The organism is Streptomyces sp. GQFP, assembly GCF_021545335.1.
Lineage (GTDB): Bacteria > Actinomycetota > Actinomycetes > Streptomycetales > Streptomycetaceae > Streptomyces.
Window position 1 is genome coordinate 2,927,158 of the sequence record NZ_CP089312.1, and the last position, 18,946, is coordinate 2,946,103.

Here is an 18,946-nt window from a genome sequence, read left to right on the forward strand (position 1 = left end):
GAAGCCGGTTACCTTTGGGAGGAGTTGGGTGGCCGAATTGGGCCCGAGTGGGGGAGGCGGCACCGTTGCGGACCCGCAGGAAGCAGCCCGACGTACCGGCTCCGGGTGAGCCCTGGAGCGAGATCGTGCCCGGGTTGTGGATGGGTGGGCACGAGTTCGTCAACCGCTCGGGGAACCTCGAATTCGCCGTCGTGCGTGATGAGTTCGACCTGGTCATCACCCTTTTGAAGCTGCCAGGACACGGGCCCCATCCCGGTGTCGAGCACCATGTGTGGCCCGTTCCGGACGGGCCGCTCGACGGGACCCAGCTGGCCGGTGTCATCCGGCTCGCGGAGGCCGTGTGTGCCGCGCTGGAGGACGGGCGGAGCGTGCTCGTGCGCTGCTACAGCGGCTACAACCGCTCGGGGCTCGTCGTCGCGCACGCCCTCGTCCGCGACGGGCACGACACCGAGGAGGCGATCCGTCTCATCAGATCCCGCCGCTCCCCCTGGGCCCTGCACAACGAACTGTTCGTCGAGTATCTGAAGACGGGGCTGCCCACGGCCCGGCTGCTGGAGGAACTGGCGGAATAGGGAGAAGGGGAGAAAGAGAGAAGGGGAGAACCGGTGGAGGGGGCGGAGCAACCCGTCCGGCAAATACGTCATCCCTGCGAATAAGGTGTGGCGTACGAGGCGACCGGTCGCCCTTCGCCCACCGCCCGCCCCTATCGCCGGACCCGACGCAGGAGTGCAGTTGAACCCCAGCCGCACCTCACGCGTCACTCTCGCCGTCCTCGGCCTCGTCTCCCTCACCTCCGGCTGCGGCGACGCCGGTGAGCTGCGCGGCGCGGGGCCCACCGCCATCGCCGTCAGCCCCGCCCGGCTCTGGCCCGAGCTGCCCGCCGCCTCCAGCCCCGCCTGGGACTACGGCGAGGCCGAGACCGAGACCGTGAAGGGCGTCACCGCCCCCGGCGACGACATCCACATGATCGACCCGGTGGCCGTCGTACGGGCGGAGATCGCCGCCCACCCCGACATGTACACCGACGACAACTCCCCGTACGCCGGGACGGCCGGCGGGATGGCGGCCTGCGGGCGGACGCGCGACACCGGCGCCTGTCCCGTCCTCAAGGCCTACTACCGGGACCTCACCGGCGACGGCCGCGACGAGATGACCCTCGGTTTCCGGCTGCTGCCGGGCAACGGGACGGCCGTACGCGTGTACACCTTCCAGCGGCACAAGCTCGTGCAGATCATGGCGAACGACGACGCCGTGACCGCCGTCGAGCTGGCCGGCCGGGCCGTGATCATCCGCTCGCCGTCGCAGATCCCGGGTTACGAGTACCGCACCCAGTGGACCTGGGACGCCGACCAGAAGGCGATGCTGCTCACCCGGGACGAGTTCCTCCGTACGGGCAAACCCCAGCGCACCCCCGGCCCGGCGACTCCTTCCGCGAGCGCCCGATGAGGGTCGCGCTGCCCGCCTGGGCAGGCACCCTCGCCGTCAAGGCCGCGCTGTTCATCACCGTGATGTGCTGCGCCCTCGCCGCCCTGCTCGGCGTCCTCGTGCATGTCTCCGTGACCCACCAGACCGTCGACCAGGCCCGCGACCGCGCGCTGTCCCGGCTCGTGGAGGCGACGGCGGAGTACGAGGCCGGGGACGCTCTGCGGCCGAACGCCGGTATCGATCCCGAGGGGCTGCCCGAGTCGCTGCGGGCGCTCGCGGCGGCCGGGGACCGCGGCACGATGGTCACCGACCACGACGGGGTCCCGACGATGTGGGCGGCCGGTCCCGCCGACGGCGGGCACGCGCTCGCCGTGGCGCTCGACTACTCGCAGAGCGCCCGCACGATCGAGGGCCTCGACCGGGCCATCCTCTGGTCGTCGGGCCTCGCCATCGGTGCGACGCTGCTGGTCGGCGCGGTCGCGGTGACCCGGGTGACCCGCCGGCTGCACGCGACCGCCCAGGTGGCCCGCCGGATCAGCGCCGGCGACCTGGACGCCCGCGTCGACGACGCCCGTACGCAGGACCCGAACCGCCCGCCGGACGAGGTCGCCGCCGTCGCCGCCGCCCTCGACACGATGGCCGCCTCGCTGCAACGGAAGCTGCTCAGCGAGCAGCGCTTCACCGCCGATGTCGCGCACGAACTGCGCACCCCGCTCACCGGGCTGCACGCGGCGGCCGAACTGCTGCCGCCCGGACGGCCGACCGAGCTGGTCCGCGACCGGGTCGCCGCGCTGCGCACTCTCACCGAGGACCTGCTCGAGATCTCCCGCCTCGACACGGGCAAGGAGCGGCTGGAGGCCGATACCGAGCAACTCGGCGCCATCGCCGCCCGGGTCGTACGGGCCTCGGGAGCCGCCGGGGCCGACACGGAGATCGTCGTCATCCGTGACACCCGCGTCGACACCGACCGGCGTCGGCTCGAACGGGTGCTCGGGAACCTGGTCGCCAACGCCCACCGGCACGGCCGTGCGCCGGTGACGCTGACCGTCGACGGTCCGGTCGTGACCGTACGGGACCACGGTGACGGCTATCCGGAGTACCTGGTGGAGCACGGGCCGCAGCGGTTCCGTACGGAGGGCGGGGCGACCGGGCACGGGCTCGGGCTGACGATCGCGTTGGGCCAGGCGGAGGTACTGGGCGCCCTGCTGACCTTCGCCAATGTGCCGGAGGGGGAGGGCGGGGGCGCGCTGGCGACGCTCACGCTGGCCGAATCACGGGGGCCCGCCACCAACGGCCCAGCGTGACGGGCGTCTTACACGAGCCGCTCCTAGCGTGGCGGGTAGTCAGCTCTGCCCCCGGCAAAGGAGCCAACATGACATCGCGGACCACCCTCACCCGCCTCGGCATAACCGCTGCCGCCACCGCGCTCTCCGTCTGCGCCGTCACCCCGGCACTCGCGAGCCCGGCCGACGACGACTGGGGCACCAGCTGGAACCAGCAGCAACAGCAGACCCAGCAGCCGCAACAGCAGAACCCGCAGCAGTCCCAGCAGACGCAGCCGTCGCAGCAAACGCAGCCGTCACAGCCGTCGCAGCCGTCGCAGCAGAGCAACCAGAGCAACCAGAGCAACCAGAGCAACCAGAGCAACCAGAGCAACCAGAGCCAGAACCCCACGCCGAACCCGAGCCAGAACCCGAGCCAGAGCCAAAGCCAGAACCCGAACAGCAACACCGGCGGCTGGAACCAGGGGAACAGCAACCAGCAGAGCAGCAGCCAGCAGAGCGGCAACGGCGACTGGGGCCAGCACAACAGCGGCCACACCAGCACCAGCAGCTCCGGGCCCTACCAGGGGATCGTCACCGCCAACGGCGGACTGCGGCTGCGCAGCGCGCCCAACCGTGGCAGCGCGATCATCCGGGTCGTCCCGCAGGGCGCGGTCGTCAACATCTACTGCAAGGTCGGCGGCGAGAACGTCGACGGCAACTCGCTCTGGTACCTCCTCACGGACGGCACCTGGGCCTGGGGCGCCGCCCGCTACATCGACAACATCGGCGCCGCGCCGCGCTTCTGCTGACCCGACGAACATAGGCCGCATCACACACCATTACGTGAACTTTAGGTAAGTTCCGGACATGACGAAGCCCGGAACCACCGTGGCGGCGGAGTACGAGGAATCCCCGGAGCCCTGGCTCTCGGAGCCCGCCGATCCCTCCGCTCCCGCCCCGCGCGTCCCCCGGCGCCGTGGCATCGAGCTGGTCCTGATCGTCGCGGCCGTCCTCCTCTCCGTGTACGGCTACTGCGATGTCGGCCTCGCGAAGAACGGCACGCTCCCGCCCGGCGCCGCCGGCTACGGCGCCGGGCTCGGTGTGCTCGCGCTCCTCGCCCATCTCGCGGTACGCCGGTGCGCCCCTTGCGCCGACCCGCTCCTGCTCCCCATCGGCGTGCTGCTCAACGGCCTCGGCCTGGTCCTGATCTACCGGCTCGACCTGGAGACGCCGGGGCACCGGGCCGCGCCCACCCAACTCGTCTGGTCCACGGTCGGCGTGGCCCTGTTCATCGTGGTCGTCGTGCTGCTGCGCGACCACCGGGTCCTCCAGCGCTACGCGTACGTGTGCGTGGCCGCCGCCCTCGTCCTCCTCACCCTCCCGATCTTCTTCCCCTCGGTGAACGGGGCCCGCATCTGGATCCGGATCGCCGGATTCTCCATCCAGCCGGGCGAGTTCGCGAAGGTGCTGCTCGCGGTCTTCTTCGCCGCGTATCTCGCCGCCAACCGCAAGGCGCTCGCGTACACCGGCCGCCGCATCTGGCGCTTCAACCGCCTCCAACTGCCCACCGGACGGGTCCTCGGCCCGATCGTCGCGATCTGGCTGATCAGCGTCGGCGTACTGATCCTGGAGCGCGACCTCGGCACCTCGCTGCTCTTCTTCGGCCTCTTCGTGGTCATGCTGTACGTCGCCACGGGCCGCACCGGCTGGATCGCGGTCGGGCTGCTGCTGGCCGCGCTGGGCGCCTTCGCCGTCGGCACCCTCGAACCGCACGTCCACAGCCGGGTCGAGGACTGGCTGCACCCGTTCGCGACGATCGAGGCGGGCCAGGGCCCCAACCAGCTCTCCCAGTCGCTGTTCGCGTTCGCGGCGGGCGGCATCCTCGGCACCGGCCTCGGTCTCGGCCACTCGATCCTGATCGGCTTCGCCGCCAAGTCGGACTTCATCCTGGCGACGGCGGGCGAGGAACTGGGCCTGGCGGGCCTCTCCGCGATCGTGATCCTGTACGCCCTCCTCGTGGAGCGCGGCTACCGGGCGGGCCTCTCCCTCCGCGACCCCTTCGGCCGCCTGCTCGCCGTCGGCCTCTCCTCGATCGTGGCGCTCCAGGTGTTCGTCATCGCGGGCGGCGTCTCCGGCCTCATCCCGCTCACCGGCATGGCGATGCCGTTCCTCGCGCAAGGGGGCTCGTCCGTGGTCACCAACTGGATCATCGTGGCGCTGCTGATCCGGATCAGCGACTCGGCCAGGCGAGGGTACGACGGCGACGGGCGCCCCACACCAGGAAGAGACACCCCGTGAAGAGAAACGCGCGCCCGATGACGCGCTGCATCAAGCACGCGGCAGTCTTCTGCGCCCTGCTCCTGCTCGCCCTGCTCGTCAACATCACCCGCGTCCAGGTCGTCCAGGCCCAGCGGTACGACGACAACCCGGCCAACCGCCGCCAGGTGATCGCCCGTTACGGCCAGCCGCGCGGCGCCATCCTGGTCGGCGAGCGGCCGGTCACCGGGTCCACGGACACCGGGGAGCAGCTCCGCTACGAACGGACGTACAGGGACGGCCCGTTGTACGCCCCGATCACCGGCTTCTCCTCCCAGGTGTACGGCACGACGTTCCTGGAGCACACGGAGGACGGCATCCTCTCGGGCACCGACCCGATGCTCTCCCCGTTCCCGCTGTGGAACGACGTGACGCGGGCCCAGAACCCCGGCGGCGAGGTGGTGACGACCATCAACGCGCAAGCCCAACAAGCCGCCTACGACGGCCTGAACGGCCGCAAGGGCGCGGTAGCGGCGGTGGAACCGTCGACGGGCCGCATCCTGGCCCTGGTCTCGACCCCTTCCTACGACCCGACCTCCCTCTCCGGCAACGGGCGTTCGGTGGAACGAAGTTGGCGACGCCTCAACGACGACCCGGACAAGCCGATGCTCAACCGGGCGGTACGGCAGACATATCCGCCGGGTTCGACGTTCAAGGTGGTGACGGCGGCGGCGGCTCTGGACGCGGGGGTGATCACCGACTTGGACGAGCGGACCCACTCCCCCGACCCGTACCGCCTCCCCGGCACCTCGACAAGGCTGACGAACGAGGGCGACGGCTGTGCGGACGTGTCACTGAGGGAGGCGTTCACCTGGTCGTGCAACACGGTCTTCGCCAAGCTGGGAGTGGACGTGGGCGTCGCCGACCTGGCGGCCACGGCGGACGGCTTCGGCTTCAACGACGCGGGGCTGCGGATCCCGTTCTCGGTGGCGCCGAGCACGTTCGACACGCATGTGGACAAGGCGCAGTTGGCGCTGTCCGCGATCGGCCAGTACAACACACGGGCGACGCCGTTGCAGATGGCGATGGTAGCGGCGGCGGTGGCGGCCGGCGGCCAGGTGCCGTCCCCCTACCTGGTGGAACGCACAACAACAGCACGCGGCACGACAGTCGCCACGTCAGGCGTACGACGCCAGCACCGGGCGATGCATCCGTCGACCGCCGTACGGATGCGGGAGCTGATGCGGGACGTGGTGGAGCGGGGCACCGGCAGGAACGCGGCGATCCCCGGCGCGGTCGTCGGCGGCAAGACCGGCACCGCCCAGCACGGCATCGGCAACTCCGGCACGCCGTACGCCTGGTTCGTCTCCTGGGCCCAGGGCGAACGCGACGTCGAGCCGTCGGTCGCCGTCGCGGTAGTGGTCGAGGACGCCTCGGCCGACCGGACGGACATCAGCGGGGGTGGGGTGGCTGCGCCGATCGCTCGGGGGGTGATGGAGGCGGTGCTCGGCGGATGAGACACACGTGCTGATGCCTGGGGGTGGATCACGCAGCCCGGCGCTCACGGGGTGCCGGGTTGGACGGGCGCGAAGCGCCCTCCTAGGGGCGCGGGGAACTGCGCGAACAACCCCCACCGCCCCGCAGCCGAACGGATCGGGACGGGCGGGGCTTTTAGGGGCGCGAGGAACTGCGCGAACAACCCCCACCGCCCCGCAGCCAAGCAACCGGCCAGCCGACGGAGTCCAACTCAGCCGAGCGGCTTCCTGATCTCGCCTCGGATCTTGACGGCGGTCTCGGCGGCAGCCGCCAAATCCACCTCCGCCGGCTTCTTCGTGACCGTGTCAGCCGTGATCTCGGCGATCGACGCACCGGTGTTGCCGTCCACCCACCCACAGACAGGAATGGTGACCTCCGTACCGAGCTGGGTCTGGACAAGCACCTCGCAGGTGACGGTGACATCGGAGCCCGCCGGCTTGAAGTCCTTCGGCTTGACGGCGACCTTGGCACCCTCCCCGCCCGCCGCGCCCTCCATCATGTTGTCGCGCGCAAGGTCGGTGTTCTTGAACCGCCCGTACATACCAGAGATCACCAGCGTCCCCGCGGCCTGGTCGCCACCCAGGCTGTACTGACCGACAACCGCCTTGGTATCCCGCGCATCCCAGGCACCGTCGGCCTCCTCCTCGATGGCCTGCCCCTCGGTGCCGGAGAGGTCACCGGCCAGCTCGTACCTCTCGTCGAGCACCTTCTGCGGCAGCGTCAGTTTGTACTCCGCCTCGGGAAAACCGGTGTCGGACTTCACCCCGATCCAGACGAGCGCGGCGACGCCCGCCACGACCAGCACGACAACACCACCGACGATGCCGAGGATCAGCCCGAGCCGGCTCTTCTTCGGCGGCGGGGGCGGCGCACCCCAGGGCGCGGGAGCGGGCGCGCCGTAGGGCCCCTGCTGCCCGTAGGGGAACGGGGGCGGCGGCTGCTGCTGACCGTACGGCCCTTGAGGTGGGCCCGGATACGGCTGCTGCCCATAAGGGCCCGAAGTCGGGGGCGGGCCGTAGGGGTTGTCGGGCGGCTGGGGCGGCGGAGTCGTGGACACGCCACGCACGCTACTGCACTTGGGTGACGAGATAAGCCCCATATAAGTCTTTCCAAGTCCCCGCGCATGGCTACGCGTAAGTAGCCCCCAGGGGATTGACCCTCTTGCTGACAAGCGGTCTCATAAGACCGTGACGACAGTGACGGAAGCCGAGATACTCCGCGACGCGCTGGGCGTGCTCAAGGACCGGGAACACGTGGCCGAACGGCTCCTCGAAGCGTCCGCCAAGCACTCCTTCGACCCCGACAAGGAGCTGGACTGGGACGCGCCCTTCGAGGACGGCAAGTGGTTCTGGCCGCCTGAGCTGGTCTCCCTGTACGGCACGCCGATGTGGAAGCGGATGAGCGAGGAGCAGCGCATCCTGCTCTCCCAGCATGAGTCGGCGGCGCTCGCCTCGCTCGGGATCTGGTTCGAGATCATCCTGATGCAGCTCCTCGTACGGCACATCTACGACAAGGCGGCGACGAGCGCGCACGTCCGCTACGCGTTGACGGAGATCGAGGACGAGTGCCGGCACTCGAAGATGTTCGCCCGGCTGATCAGCCGTTGCGGCACCCCGTACTACCCGGTCAGCCGGCTCCACCAGAACCTGGGCCGGTTCTTCAAGACGGTGTCCACGACGCCCGGTTCGTTCACAGCGACGCTGCTCGGTGAGGAGGTGCTCGACTGGATGCAGCGGCTGACGTTCCCGGACGAGCGGGTGCAGCCGCTGATCAGGGGGGTCACTCGCATCCACGTGGTGGAGGAGTCCCGCCATGTCCGCTACGCCCGCGAGGAACTCCGCCGCCAGATGGTGACGGCCCCCAGGTGGTCCCAGGGCTTCACCCGGGTCACCTCCGGCGAGTTCGCCCGCGTGTTCTCGGTCGCGTTCGTCAACCCTGACGTGTACGCGAACGTGGGGCTGAACAGGGCGGAGGCGGTGGCCCAGGTGCGGGCGAGCGGGCATCGCCGGGAGGTCATGCAGACCGGCGCGAAGAAACTGACGGACTTCCTGGACGACATCGGGGTCCTGCGAGGTGCCGGGCGGCGGCTGTGGAGGTCTTCGGGACTCCTGGCTTGAATCCAGGGTGCGCCCCGGTGGGGGCTGGTCGCGCAGTTCCCCGCGCCCCTAAAGACAAAGCCCCGGCCCTGCGGCCCGAAAAGCAAGGGGCGCAGCCCCTGCTTTTCAGGGGCGCGAGGAACGGCGCGAGCAACCCCCACCGCCCCACAGCCAAACGAACCGGGACGCACGGAGCCTTTCAGGGGCGCGAGGAACTGCGCGACCAGCCCCCACCGGCCCGCAGCCAAACGAATCGGGACGGACAGGGCCTTTAGGGGCGCGGGGAACGGCGCGACCAGCCACGACGCACCCCCACCCGCCCGACTACCCTGCACACATGCCCCCTGCCGCCCCCGCCTACCGCCGTCTGAACGTCGAGGAGCGGCGCAGCCAGCTCCTCGAAGCCGCCCTCACCCTCTTCGCCCACCGCACCCCCGAAGAGGTCTCCCTCGACGACGTCGCAGAGGCAGCCGGAGTCTCCCGCCCCCTCGTGTACCGCTACTTCCCCGGCGGCAAGCAGCAGCTGTACGAGGCCGCACTCCGTTCCGCCGCCGAGGAACTCGAACTCTGCTTCGACGAACCCCCGGAGGGGCCCCTCCTCGCCCGCCTCTCCCGCGCCCTCGACCGCTACCTCACCTTCGTCGACGAGCACGACGCCGGCTTCAGCGCCCTCCTCCAGGGCGGCAGCGTCGTCGAGACGTCCCGTACGACGGCCATAGTGGACCGGGTCCGCCGTACCGCCGCCGAGCACATCCTCAGCCATCTCGGGGTCGTCGAACCCGGCCCCCGGCTCCGGATGACCGTACGGATGTGGATCACCGCGGTCGAGGCCGCCTCGCTGATCTGGCTGGACGAGGACAAGGAGCCGCCGGTGGACGAGCTGCGGGACTGGCTGGTGGAACAGTTCACGGCGGTGCTGACGGTGACGGCCGGCCGCGACCCGCAGACCGCCGCCGTCGTACGCGACGCCCTGAGCGCGGATACCGGAAACTGATCCCGTGAAGAGCCAAGACACCGCCTTCGAGGGCGGCCCCCTGGACGGCCGTGTGCTGTCCATCCTGCTCGGGCCGACCGGCCATCCCCCGAAGACGTACAAGGTCCCGGTGCCGGACGCGGCCGGCGGCCCGCCCACCGTGCTGGTCTACCGGCGCGTGCCGAAGGGACGGCCGGGAAAGCTGGGTCTGCACCCGGGCTGGAAGTACGAGTACGACCCGGAGGGAAAGCCGGCCGACGGCAAGCTGCGCTGGCCGTGGTCGAAACCGGCCGCCGGACCGGTTCCAGGCGCCACGCCGCAGGGCAAGCCGGAAGACACCGACGGGTGACGAGGTTGGGCCGAACCGCGCACGCTCGCCGCGCGGACCTCGCGCCCGCGTCACAAGCTCGCGGTGCGGAGCGGAAGGGCTGCCCCGCACCGGAGGTGATGACGTGTCAGGAAGGCTTCTGCGTCTGGTCTGTACGGCGGCGATGGCAGCCGGCACACTCCTCGCACCCGTCCCCGCCCTGGCCGCACCGGACCCGAGCCCGAGCCTGAGCCCCGCAGCGACCGAATCCTCCGCCGAGCCCGCCCCCGGCATTGGGTCCCCCTCCCAGCCCGCCCCGGCGACCGACTCCCCGACCGAGCCCGTCACCGAGCCCACCGCTCTCATCCCCCAGCCCGACGAGCCCTCCGTCGCCGACCTCCTCACAGACCTTCAGCAGCTCTACCGCGAGGCCGAGCAGGCCACCCACACCTACGACGCCACCGCCGAGCGGCTGAAGCGGCAGCGCGCCGAGGTACAACGCCTTGACCGGCAGCTCGTGCGCGCCCGGCTCGCTCTGCACGAGCGGCGCGGTGCCCTCGGCCGGCTCGCCCGGCAGCAGTACCAGAACAGCACCGACATCTCCCCGTACGTCCAGCTGCTGCTGGCCCGCGATCCGCAGCACGCCCTCGAACAGGGCCATGTGATCCGCCAGTTGGCGCTGGAGCGGGCCGAGACGGTGGGCCGGCTGGTCGGCGGCGAACGGCGCACCGGCGGTCTGGCGCGCGCGGCGCGGGCCGCACTGGACGAGCAACTCACCCTCGCCGAACGGCAGAAGCGCGCCCGGGACTCCGTACGGGAACGGCTCAGGGAGGTCGAGGAGCTGCTCGCCTCCCTCAGCACCGAACAGCTCGGCGAGCTGGCCGAGTTGGAACGTGCCGACGAAGTCCCCGAGGAGCAGCGGGAGTTCGTCACCTCCGGGGCCCTCAGCGCCGGACGGAAGCCGTCCCAGGACGGTGAGCAGGCCCTGCGGCACGCGGTGGCGCAGCTCGGGAAACCGTACGAGTGGGGTGCGGAGGGGCCGGCGTCCTTCGACTGCTCGGGGCTGACCTCGCAGGCCTGGGAGAAGGCAGGGCGGCCCATCCCCCGGACCAGCCAGGAGCAGTGGGCGCGGCTGCCGCACATCCCGCTGGCCGAGCTGCGCCCCGGTGACCTGGTCGTCTACTTCCCCGGGGCGACGCATGTGGCCCTGTATCTGGGGGACGGCATGGTCGTACAGGCGCCGCGACCGGGGGCCAGGATCAAGGTGTCGCCGCTCTCGGCCAACCCGGTGCTGGGCGCCGTACGACCGGACCCGGACGGGGAGCCCCTGCGGCGCTACACACCGCCGAAGCTCCCCGCCGACGCCACGGCGGGCCCGGACGAGGGCTACGACTCGGCCATCGCTCCCGCGACCGAACCCAGGTAGGCGGCCGTCTTGTCCGGCTCGTAGAAGAAGTTCTCGAAGTCGGCCGGGTCGTCGAAGCCGTTGGCGAAGCGGTCGGCGACCGGCGGCAACTGGCCTGCCGCGCCGATGAGGTTGAGGATGTGCTCCGGCGGCGGGGACAGCATCGCGTTGGTCCACTTGGTGACGTGCTGGGCGGTGTCCCAGTAGCGGTCGAAGGTGGCCCGCATCCAGGTCTCGTCGAACTCCTTCTCGCCCTGTTCGAGGATCGAGGCGAGATACGAAGCCGCGCACTTCGAGGCCGAGTTGGAGCCCTGGCCGGTGATCGGGTCGTTCGCCACGACCACGTCGGCCACGCCGAGGACCAGGCCGCCGCCGGGGAGGCGGCCGACCGGGTTACGGACGGTGGGGGCGTAGCGGCCGGCCAACGTGCCGCCCGCGTCGGTGAGTTCGGCCTTGGTGGCCCGCGCGTACTCCCACGGCGTGAACCGCTCCATGAGTTCCAGGGTCAGGGAGAGGTGCTCGGCGGGGTCGCGGACGCCGTTGAAGACGTCGAGCGGGCCGCCGGGTATGCCCTCCCAGAAAAGGATGTCGGCGCGGCCCGAGGTGGTGAGCGTCGGCATGACGAACAGCTCGCCGACGCCCGGGACCAGGTTGCAGCGGACGCCGTCGTAGTCGGGGTGCTCGGGGCGCGGGCCCAGGCCGTGGACGTAGGCGACGGCCAGCGCGCGCTGCGGCTCGCGGTACGGGGAGCGCTCGGGGTCGCGGGCGAACATCGACACCAGCTCGCCCTTGCCCGCCGAGACGAGGACCAGGTCGTACGTACGGGAGAAGTAGTCGAGGTCGCCGACGGCCGTGCCGTGGATGACCAGTTGGCCGCCGCGCTGGGCGAACGTCTCCATCCAGCCGGCCATCTTCACCCGCTGGTCGACGGACTGGGCGTAGCCGTCGAGCTTGCCGATCCAGTCGATCGCGCGCTGGGTCGGGCCCGGGTCGTGCGAGCCGGGGACCGCGACCGAGACGCCGAGTCCTTCGATCTTCGGGGCCTGGGACTCCCAGAAGTTCAGCTGGAGATCGCGCTCGTGCTGGAGGGCGGTGTGGAACATGCACTGCGTCGACATGACCCGGCCGGACCGGATCTCGTCCGAGGTCCGGTTGGACATCAGGGTGACCTCGTACCCGTGCGACTGGAGGCCGAGGGCTATCTGGAGTCCGGCCTGACCGGCTCCGACGACGAGTATCTTCCGCATACGGTCTACGTCTCCTGTCGCAGTTACTCGGGACTGACGTCCAGTGCGTGGCCCACCAGGGCGAGCAGGGTCTCGATCACCGGGATGCGGCGCCGCGCATCCATGATCATGACAGGTATGTGCGGCGGCACGGTGAGCGCCTCCCGCACGTCCTCCGGGTCGAACTCGGCGCTGCCGTCGAAGTGGTTGACGGCCACGACGTACGGCAGCCCGCAGCTCTCGAAGTAGTCGAGCGCCGGGAAGCACTCCTTCAGCCGCCGGGTGTCGGCCAGTACGACCGCGCCGATCGCGCCGCGCACCAGGTCGTCCCACATGAACCAGAACCGCTGCTGGCCCGGCGTACCGAAGAGGTAGAGCACCAGGTCGTCGTCGAGCGTGATGCGGCCGTAGTCCATGGCGACGGTCGTCGTCCGCTTGTCCGGGGTCGCGGTGAGGTCGTCGGTGTCCTCGCTCGCCTCGGTCATCAGCGCCTCCGTCTGGAGGGGCTCGATCTCCGAGATGGTGCCGACCATCGTGGTCTTGCCGACGCCGAAGCCGCCCGCGATCACGATCTTCGTGGCGATCGGCGCCCGGGTGCGGTCCTCCTGCCAGGGCCGCAACTCCTCCTCGCCGGGCCGGACTTGGAGAAGCGGGGAGACGCCACGGGCGACGTCAGAGACGACGGAGTCCACTCAGCACCCTTTCCAGCAGCGCGCGGTCCGGCTGCCCCGGCCCGTGACCGGTTCCGTACACACGGATCTTTCCCTGGTCCGCGAGATCGCTGAGGAGCACGCGGACCACGCCCAGCGGCATCGTCAGCAGCGCGGCGATCTCGGCCACCGTACGCATCCGGCGGCACAGTTCGACGATGGCCCTCATCTCCGGCATGACCCGGGTGCTGAGGGAACCATTCTCCAACTCCTTGCGCTCCTCGGGCGCTTCGATCGCGGCGACGAACGTCTCGACGAGGAGGACGTGTCCGAAGCGGGTCCGGCCGCCGGTCAGCGAGTACGGGCGCACCCGGGCCGGTTTGCGGTCGCCGCCACGGACGGGAAGCCTGGGCGCGTCAGCGGTGCCGCTCACTTGGCGACCTCCGCCGAACGGTCCGGCACGGTCCTGACGGCCATCGGACCGACCGCCGTGGGCTCCTTGTCCGGGGCCCCGCGTTCGATCGACTCCCGTAGCTCACTGCGGAGTTCGGGGGTCAGGACATGGCCGGCCCGGCCCACGAAGAGCGCCATGTGGTACGCCACCACGCTCATGTCGCAGTCCGGGGAGCCGTGCACACCGAGCAGTGAGCCGTCGCTGATCGACATCACGAAGAGGCTGCCGTCCTCCATCGCGACCATGGTCTGCTTGACGCCGCCGTAGTCCATCAGCTTGGCGGCGCCGATGGTGAGGCTGCCGATGCCGGAGACGATGGTGGCGAGGTCGGCGGCGGAGCCCTTGGGGCCGGTCGGCTGATCGGGCCGGCGCTCCGCGTTCCTGTCTGGGTCGGACGAGAGCAGGAGCAGACCGTCCGAGGAGACCACCGCGACCGACGTCAGTCCCGGCACCTCCTCGACGAGATTGGTCAGCAGCCAGTGCAGGTTGCGGGCTTCGCTACTCAGGCCGAAGGTACTGGGCGCGGTCAACTGCTTGCCTCCTCGACTGTTCCCCCCGTGGATTCTTCGGCATGTGCGGGCTGTGCCGTACGTGCCGGTTGTTCCGTGTGCTCGGTCCGGTCGGTCCGCTCCGTCTGCTCCGCGATCTCCGCCTCCACGTCACGGCGTCCGTCGCGGGCACCACGGTGGAACCCGCCGAGCCTGCGGCGCAGCGCGTCGGCGTCGACGGATCCGATCCGTGGTTTCGGCGGCGCGGCGGGCGCGGTGATCTTCGGGGTCCGCTTGGGCAGGCCCTTGTCGGTGAGCGGTTCGTCCTCGACGCGCTCATGCGTGTCGGGGCCGATGGCGTAGGGGTCCGGAGCGGTACTGCCGGTGTCGGGAGCCGTGGGGACGGTCGGCTCGGGCGTGTCCTCGGCCGGGGGTTCCGGCACGAGCAGTTCCATGGTGATCTCGGAGGCGGGGATGGCCTCGGGGACGGGAGTGATGTCGGGAGCGGTGTCGGGTTCCAGGGCCGACGACGCCGACGACTCGGCCGCTGCGAGCGGGGCCGCATCCGTGTCCTCGTCCGTGTCCTGGTCCGCGTCCGCCTCCGCGTTTCGTACGGCTCGCTCCGCCAGGGCGATCATCGGATCCGGTGCGTCAGCCGTGAGCGGGTCGCCGACGGGCTCCTCGCCCGGTTCGTCGGCCTGGGGGGCCTCCTCCGGGTCCTCGGCCTCCGAACGCCCTTGCAGGACATTGGAGTTGACCTCGGCGTCGGCGCCCGGGAAGGTCAGCGTGCCGCCACCGAGCGTCGAGTTGGCCGAGGGTGACACGGCCGCGGGGTCCTGGGCCAGCAGTGCCTTCGGCAGGACGACGACCGCCGCGACCCCGCCCTGCTTCTGCTCCCGCAACTGCACCCGCACACCGTGCCGGTGGGCGAGCCGCGCCACGACGTACAGCCCGAGCCCGATGCCGTCGCCGTCCTCGTCGCCCTCGTCGCCGGACTCGTACGGGGCGTCCGGATCGAAGTCGGCGAGGCGGGAGTTGAGGCGGACGAGGCGGTCGGCGGTCATGCCGATGCCCTCGTCCTGGACGGAGAGCATGATGTCGCCGCTCTCCAGGAGCCAGCCGGAGATCTCCACCGGCAGCTCGGGCGGGGTGAACGAGGTGGCGTTCTCCAGGAGTTCGGCCAGCAGATGGCTGACGTCGTCGGCGGCGAACCCGGCGAGATGCGCGTGCGGCGGCAGCGCGGAGATGCGCACCCGCTCGTACCGCTCGATCTCGCTCACGGCGGCCCGGACGACGTCGACGAGCGGGACGGGACCCGCGTGCTGGTGGCCGTGTTCGGCGCCGGCGAGGACCAGGAGGTTCTCGCTGTGGCGGCGCATGACGGTGGCGAAGTGGTCGAGCTTGAAGAGGGTGGCGAGCCGGTCCGGGTCCTGCTCGCGCTCCTCCAGGCCCTCGATGACGGCGAGTTGGCGCTCGACGAGGCCCAGGGTGCGCAGCGCGAGGTTCACGAACGTGCCATGGATGTTCTGCCGGGTGCGGGACAACTGGGTTGCCGCGTCGGCGAGTTCGGTGCGCAGTTCCTCGCGGGCGTCGGCCATCTTCTGGCGCTGGCCGACCAGGTGCTTGCGGTCGGACTCCAGGGTGGCGATGCGCTCGTGGACGGCGAGGGCGCGGGCGTGCAGGGCGTTGACGGAGCGGACGACCTGGGCGAACTCGTCGTTGCGGCCGGTGAACTTGACCGGTTCCTCGGCGAGCGGGTCGGCGGCCCCGGCGAGCCGGGCGGTGCCCCGGCGCAGCACGGAGAGCGGGCGGGTGAGGGTGCGGGCCATGGCGGTCGCGATACCCACGGAGATCAGGAGGAGGGCGCCGAGGGCGGCGATCCGGATCTCCAGCTCGGTGACGTCGTCGTCCCGGAGCTTGATGAGCGCCTTGGTGCGGCGCTCGAAAAGGGAGGCCTCGACCCCGCGCATCAGCTCGACGCGGGCGGAGAGCGCCGCGTCCACACCGCTGAGGCTGGTGGCGAGTTCGCGCGTGGACAGCGTGGGCTGGTCGGTGAGCGAGGCGAGGTACTTGTCGGCGGTGTCGACCTCGGGTCCGGTGACCGTGGAGTCGTAGCTGCCGACGGCGGTCTCGGGGGCCGTCTCGCGGAAGTCGAGGATCGCCGCGTCCGAGCGCAGGCGGGCCTGCTGTGCGGCCGTGGTGAGCGCGTTCCGCGTCTTGGTGTTCGCCGGCGAGGTGACGGTCTCTCGGGAGGACAGCCCGGTTACCGGGTCGTACACGTTCTCGGTGGAGGTCGGCACGCTCAGCGCGGCGAGGAGGAGGCCCCGGGCGGCGGCGGCCTGCTGGACGGCAGAGTCGAGTTCGGCGAGGGCGTACGCGCCGGATCCCGTTCGCGGCGGCTGCTGCTCGGCCAGTCGCTCGGCGAGGCGGTGCAGCCCGGCGATGGCGGCGGAGTACGTCTCGTGGGCCTGGAGAGCGGTGCTCTTGCCGGTGAGCGCCTCCCGGCGCAGCGTCGCGATCTCGTCCAGGTCCTCGCGCAGCGCGGCCGGGGTGTCGGGGTTCGCGCGCAGATCGCCGACCTGGCGGTCGACGCGGGCGCCGCGCTGCTCGGAGGGCGCCTTCGCCTTGGCGCGGCCGGCGGCGATGTAGACGGTGACCTCGTCGCGTTCGTCGGCGAGCGAGTGGGCGAGGGTCAGGGCGTCCTGGGTCTGTGCGGCGAGGGTCACCAGGTTCTGGAAGTCGTGGAGCTGGGAGGAGGCCGCGATGAGGGACGGGGAGCCTGCCCCGGCGATCGCGGCGGCCACGACGGCGACGGCCACGATGAGCCGGTTTCGGACGTGGGCGGGGCGTCCCCGGCCCGCGGGATCGGTCGGGGCGTCACCGGTAGCGCTCCCTGCGGGAGCTGTCTGCCTGCCTGTGCGCCGAGGCCGCGTCTTCTGCACCGTCGCTCGCATTCCTGACTCGTGTGCCCATGGGCCCGGGTGACGATGCGTCCGGACCCGAATGACGATCCGTCAACTGGATGGCCGCCCGGATGGTTCTGGCCTGCCGCTCACCCGGTACGGTTCCGGTTCTCCGGCACGGTCCGGCTCCCGACCCTCCCATGCCGGTGGGCAGGGAGCGCGCGTCACCTGACCCGCCACTCAAAGGAGTGAACATCAAGGAGTCAACATCGGCGGGGAGTTGGCGGCAAGTTCCTCTGGCCTGTGCTCCCACTGTGCCCGGCGGGCCGGTTGGACGTGGGCGGCGGGCTTTGACATTATCCGCCACCACGTCTTCACGAAGTAGATTATTCCCGCCCAAACCAGGCGTCTGACCAGGGGCTACCCGGTGTTTCGGCAACTGTTGCCAGCCTTTTGAGAACGTTGTGAAGGCCTCGTGCAGACTAGCCGGATGCGCACTGAACTCGCCACGGAGCCCGGTGACCCGGCCCGCCCCAATGAGGACTTCGCCGCGATCGGACTTCCCGCCTCAGGGCAGGGCGGTTCGCTCGTGCTCCTGGACGGGGTGACTCCCCCCAGGTCCGGCACGGGCTGTCTGCATTCCGTCCCCTGGTACACGGCCCGGCTCGGCGGCGCACTGACCGAACTGTCGGTTTCACAGCGGGATATGCCCCTCCAGGACGTGCTGGCGGCGGCCATCTCTCGTACCGCCGAGGCCCACGCGCAAACCTGTGACCTTTCTCACCCTCGTACGCCCCAGGCGACCGTGGTCCTCGCCCGCTGGTCCCCGGCCACGGTGGAGCATCTGGTCCTGTCCGACTCGGCCCTGCTGACCGAGTCCCCGGACGGCTCGGTCACCGCTCACCTGGACGACCGGCTGTCCCGTGTCCCCCGTACGTCCCTGGCCACGGACGCGATCGCCGACGCGACGGTACGCAACAAGGAGGGCGGTTTCTTCACGGCGGCGGCCGATCCGGCGGTGGCGTCCCGCGCGGTGTCGGGCACCCTCCCGCGCGCCGAGGTCCGCGCCCTGGCGGCCCTGACGGACGGCGCGACCCGCTGGGTGGAGAAGTTCGCCGAGGGCGACTGGACGGCCTGCTTCACCGCCGTACGCAAGGAGGGCCCGCAGGCGCTGCTGAACCGCGTACGAGAACTGGAGCGGGCGGACGCGGACGCGGGCCGGCCACGCCTGCGCCGCAGCAAGACGCACGACGACGCGACGGTCGTATACGTGGACCTGTGAACCAGGTGACCGAGAAGATCCAGGAGAGGGAGTCCTACTTCTCCATGCCGAGGTTCAGCTGATGCAGCAGCCGGGCCAGTTCGGCCACCTCGGTGCGGTCCCAGGCCGCCATCTCCCGCACATACCGCTCGCGTCGCGCCTCCCGTACGGCGCGGAAGCGGACGCGGCCCTCGTCGGTGAGGTGGACCAGCCAGGCGCGGCCGTCGGCGGGGTCCGGCTCGCGCGCGATGAGGCCCAGCTCCTCCATGGCACGCAGCTGGCGGGACATGGTGGCCTTGCCGACGCCGATGAAGGCCGCGAGCTCGGTGGCACGCTGGCGTCCGCACTCGTCCAGCCGCACCAGCAGCCCGTACGCCGACGGCTCCAGGTCGGGATGGACCTCGCGGGCCATCTCCCCGGAGTTGGCCCGGGCGCGCCGCAGGAACACGGTCAACTCGCGCTCCAGGGCGAGGAATTCCCGCTCGACCCCGGGTCCGGGCGTCGTGGACTCGACTCGCTGTCCGCCGAGGTTCCCCTCGCCGTTCACGTCCTCGTGCACGTCAGCACTCCTGATCCGGTCTCGCCACTCTGAAGGTGTCCGTCGAATGCGGCCATTGCCGCAGCTCGGACAGTATTCGGCAAGTATTTCGCAGGCCAGGACCACCGACGTCACCCAGGCCCCTCCTGGCCGGTCCGTCCGG

General features: G+C 70.9%; 18 protein-coding genes. 11 read left to right on the forward strand and 7 right to left on the reverse strand.

Annotated elements, in window-relative coordinates; all coding sequences use genetic code 11:
* The first annotated feature begins 65 nt into the window (after positions 1-65).
* The 6 genes from LUX31_RS12640 (at position 66) to LUX31_RS12665 (ending at position 6,463) form a co-directional block, all read left to right on the forward strand.
* The gene (locus LUX31_RS12640; RefSeq protein WP_235474875.1) at positions 66-572 is read left to right on the forward strand and encodes a protein-tyrosine phosphatase family protein; all 507 of its coding nucleotides are present in this window, start codon (positions 66-68) and stop codon (positions 570-572) included.
* 160 nt (positions 573-732) lie between these two features.
* A complete protein-coding gene (locus tag LUX31_RS12645) occupies positions 733-1,446 on the forward strand; it encodes a hypothetical protein (protein ID WP_235474876.1) in 714 nt (237 codons plus the stop codon).
* Positions 1,443-2,729, forward strand: a complete 1,287-nt coding sequence (locus LUX31_RS12650; RefSeq protein WP_235474877.1) for a sensor histidine kinase — start codon at positions 1,443-1,445, stop codon at positions 2,727-2,729. The genes LUX31_RS12645 and LUX31_RS12650 overlap by 4 nt, the downstream gene beginning before the upstream one ends.
* Positions 2,730-2,797: 68 nt before the next feature.
* Positions 2,798-3,499, forward strand: a complete 702-nt coding sequence (locus tag LUX31_RS12655) for an SH3 domain-containing protein (RefSeq protein WP_235474878.1) — start codon at positions 2,798-2,800, stop codon at positions 3,497-3,499.
* Positions 3,500-3,557: 58 nt separating this feature from the next.
* Positions 3,558-4,988 (forward strand): FtsW/RodA/SpoVE family cell cycle protein, encoded by a 1,431-nt coding sequence (locus LUX31_RS12660; protein ID WP_235474879.1) that lies wholly within the window; start codon positions 3,558-3,560, stop codon positions 4,986-4,988.
* Between the two features lie 17 nt (positions 4,989-5,005).
* A complete protein-coding gene (locus tag LUX31_RS12665) occupies positions 5,006-6,463 on the forward strand; it encodes a penicillin-binding transpeptidase domain-containing protein (RefSeq protein WP_235474880.1) in 1,458 nt (485 codons plus the stop codon).
* A gap of 230 nt (positions 6,464-6,693) precedes the next feature.
* Here the strand turns inward: LUX31_RS12665 and LUX31_RS12670 are convergent, their stop codons facing one another.
* Entirely contained in the window at positions 6,694-7,539 is an 846-nt protein-coding gene (locus tag LUX31_RS12670) for a hypothetical protein (RefSeq protein ID WP_235474881.1), read from the reverse strand.
* Between the two features lie 130 nt (positions 7,540-7,669).
* Between LUX31_RS12670 and LUX31_RS12675 the strand changes: the two genes are divergently transcribed.
* The 4 genes from LUX31_RS12675 (at position 7,670) to LUX31_RS12690 (ending at position 11,284) form a co-directional block, all read left to right on the forward strand.
* Positions 7,670-8,599 carry an AurF N-oxygenase family protein gene (locus tag LUX31_RS12675; RefSeq protein ID WP_235474882.1) on the forward strand — a complete coding sequence of 310 codons (930 nt, stop codon included), beginning with the start codon at positions 7,670-7,672 and terminating at the stop codon, positions 8,597-8,599.
* A gap of 316 nt (positions 8,600-8,915) precedes the next feature.
* On the forward strand, positions 8,916-9,572 hold the full coding sequence (locus tag LUX31_RS12680) for a TetR/AcrR family transcriptional regulator (protein WP_235474883.1): 657 nt from the start codon (positions 8,916-8,918) through the stop codon (positions 9,570-9,572).
* 4 nt (positions 9,573-9,576) lie between these two features.
* Entirely contained in the window at positions 9,577-9,900 is a 324-nt protein-coding gene (locus tag LUX31_RS12685) for a hypothetical protein (protein WP_235474884.1), read from the forward strand.
* A gap of 103 nt (positions 9,901-10,003) precedes the next feature.
* Complete coding sequence (locus tag LUX31_RS12690; RefSeq protein ID WP_235474885.1) at positions 10,004-11,284, forward strand: C40 family peptidase; 1,281 nt, start codon at positions 10,004-10,006, stop codon at positions 11,282-11,284.
* Here the strand turns inward: LUX31_RS12690 and LUX31_RS12695 are convergent.
* From LUX31_RS12695 to LUX31_RS12715, 5 genes are read right to left on the reverse strand one after another with little or no spacing between them, the layout of a single operon-like run.
* Positions 11,245-12,510: a styrene monooxygenase/indole monooxygenase family protein gene (locus LUX31_RS12695; protein ID WP_235474886.1), complete on the reverse strand. Its 1,266-nt coding sequence runs from the start codon at positions 12,508-12,510 to the stop codon at positions 11,245-11,247. The genes LUX31_RS12690 and LUX31_RS12695 overlap by 40 nt on opposite strands.
* A gap of 23 nt (positions 12,511-12,533) precedes the next feature.
* Positions 12,534-13,181 carry a GTP-binding protein gene (locus LUX31_RS12700; RefSeq protein WP_235474887.1) on the reverse strand — a complete coding sequence of 216 codons (648 nt, stop codon included), beginning with the start codon at positions 13,179-13,181 and terminating at the stop codon, positions 12,534-12,536.
* Positions 13,162-13,572, reverse strand: a complete 411-nt coding sequence (locus LUX31_RS12705; protein WP_235474888.1) for a DUF742 domain-containing protein — start codon at positions 13,570-13,572, stop codon at positions 13,162-13,164. Before LUX31_RS12705 ends, LUX31_RS12700 begins: the two co-directional genes overlap by 20 nt.
* The gene (locus LUX31_RS12710; protein ID WP_235474889.1) at positions 13,569-14,123 is read right to left on the reverse strand and encodes a roadblock/LC7 domain-containing protein; all 555 of its coding nucleotides are present in this window, start codon (positions 14,121-14,123) and stop codon (positions 13,569-13,571) included. The genes LUX31_RS12705 and LUX31_RS12710 overlap by 4 nt, the downstream gene beginning before the upstream one ends.
* Positions 14,120-17,035 (reverse strand): sensor histidine kinase, encoded by a 2,916-nt coding sequence (locus LUX31_RS12715; protein WP_328285651.1) that lies wholly within the window; start codon positions 17,033-17,035, stop codon positions 14,120-14,122. The genes LUX31_RS12710 and LUX31_RS12715 overlap by 4 nt, the downstream gene beginning before the upstream one ends.
* Positions 17,036-17,474: 439 nt before the next feature.
* On the opposite strand from LUX31_RS12715, the gene LUX31_RS12720 reads away from it, so the two are divergent.
* Positions 17,475-18,266, forward strand: a complete 792-nt coding sequence (locus tag LUX31_RS12720) for a protein phosphatase 2C domain-containing protein (protein ID WP_235474891.1) — start codon at positions 17,475-17,477, stop codon at positions 18,264-18,266.
* Positions 18,267-18,300: 34 nt separating this feature from the next.
* Here the strand turns inward: LUX31_RS12720 and LUX31_RS12725 are convergent, their stop codons facing one another.
* A complete protein-coding gene (locus tag LUX31_RS12725) occupies positions 18,301-18,804 on the reverse strand; it encodes a MarR family winged helix-turn-helix transcriptional regulator (RefSeq protein ID WP_235474892.1) in 504 nt (167 codons plus the stop codon).
* Positions 18,805-18,946 lie beyond the last annotated feature (142 nt).

Coding starts and splice junctions, on each gene's coding strand:
- LUX31_RS12650 (WP_235474877.1), top strand. CDS start 1,443: ATGAGGGTCGCGCTGCCCGCCTGGGCAGGCACCCTCGCCGTCAAGGCC.
- LUX31_RS12680 (WP_235474883.1), top strand. CDS start 8,916: ATGCCCCCTGCCGCCCCCGCCTACCGCCGTCTGAACGTCGAGGAGCGG.
- LUX31_RS12720 (WP_235474891.1), top strand. CDS start 17,475: ATGCGCACTGAACTCGCCACGGAGCCCGGTGACCCGGCCCGCCCCAAT.
- LUX31_RS12660 (WP_235474879.1), top strand. CDS start 3,558: ATGACGAAGCCCGGAACCACCGTGGCGGCGGAGTACGAGGAATCCCCG.
- LUX31_RS12715 (WP_328285651.1), bottom strand. CDS start 17,035: ATGCGAGCGACGGTGCAGAAGACGCGGCCTCGGCGCACAGGCAGGCAG.
- LUX31_RS12655 (WP_235474878.1), top strand. CDS start 2,798: ATGACATCGCGGACCACCCTCACCCGCCTCGGCATAACCGCTGCCGCC.
- LUX31_RS12695 (WP_235474886.1), bottom strand. CDS start 12,510: ATGCGGAAGATACTCGTCGTCGGAGCCGGTCAGGCCGGACTCCAGATA.
- LUX31_RS12665 (WP_235474880.1), top strand. CDS start 5,006: ATGACGCGCTGCATCAAGCACGCGGCAGTCTTCTGCGCCCTGCTCCTG.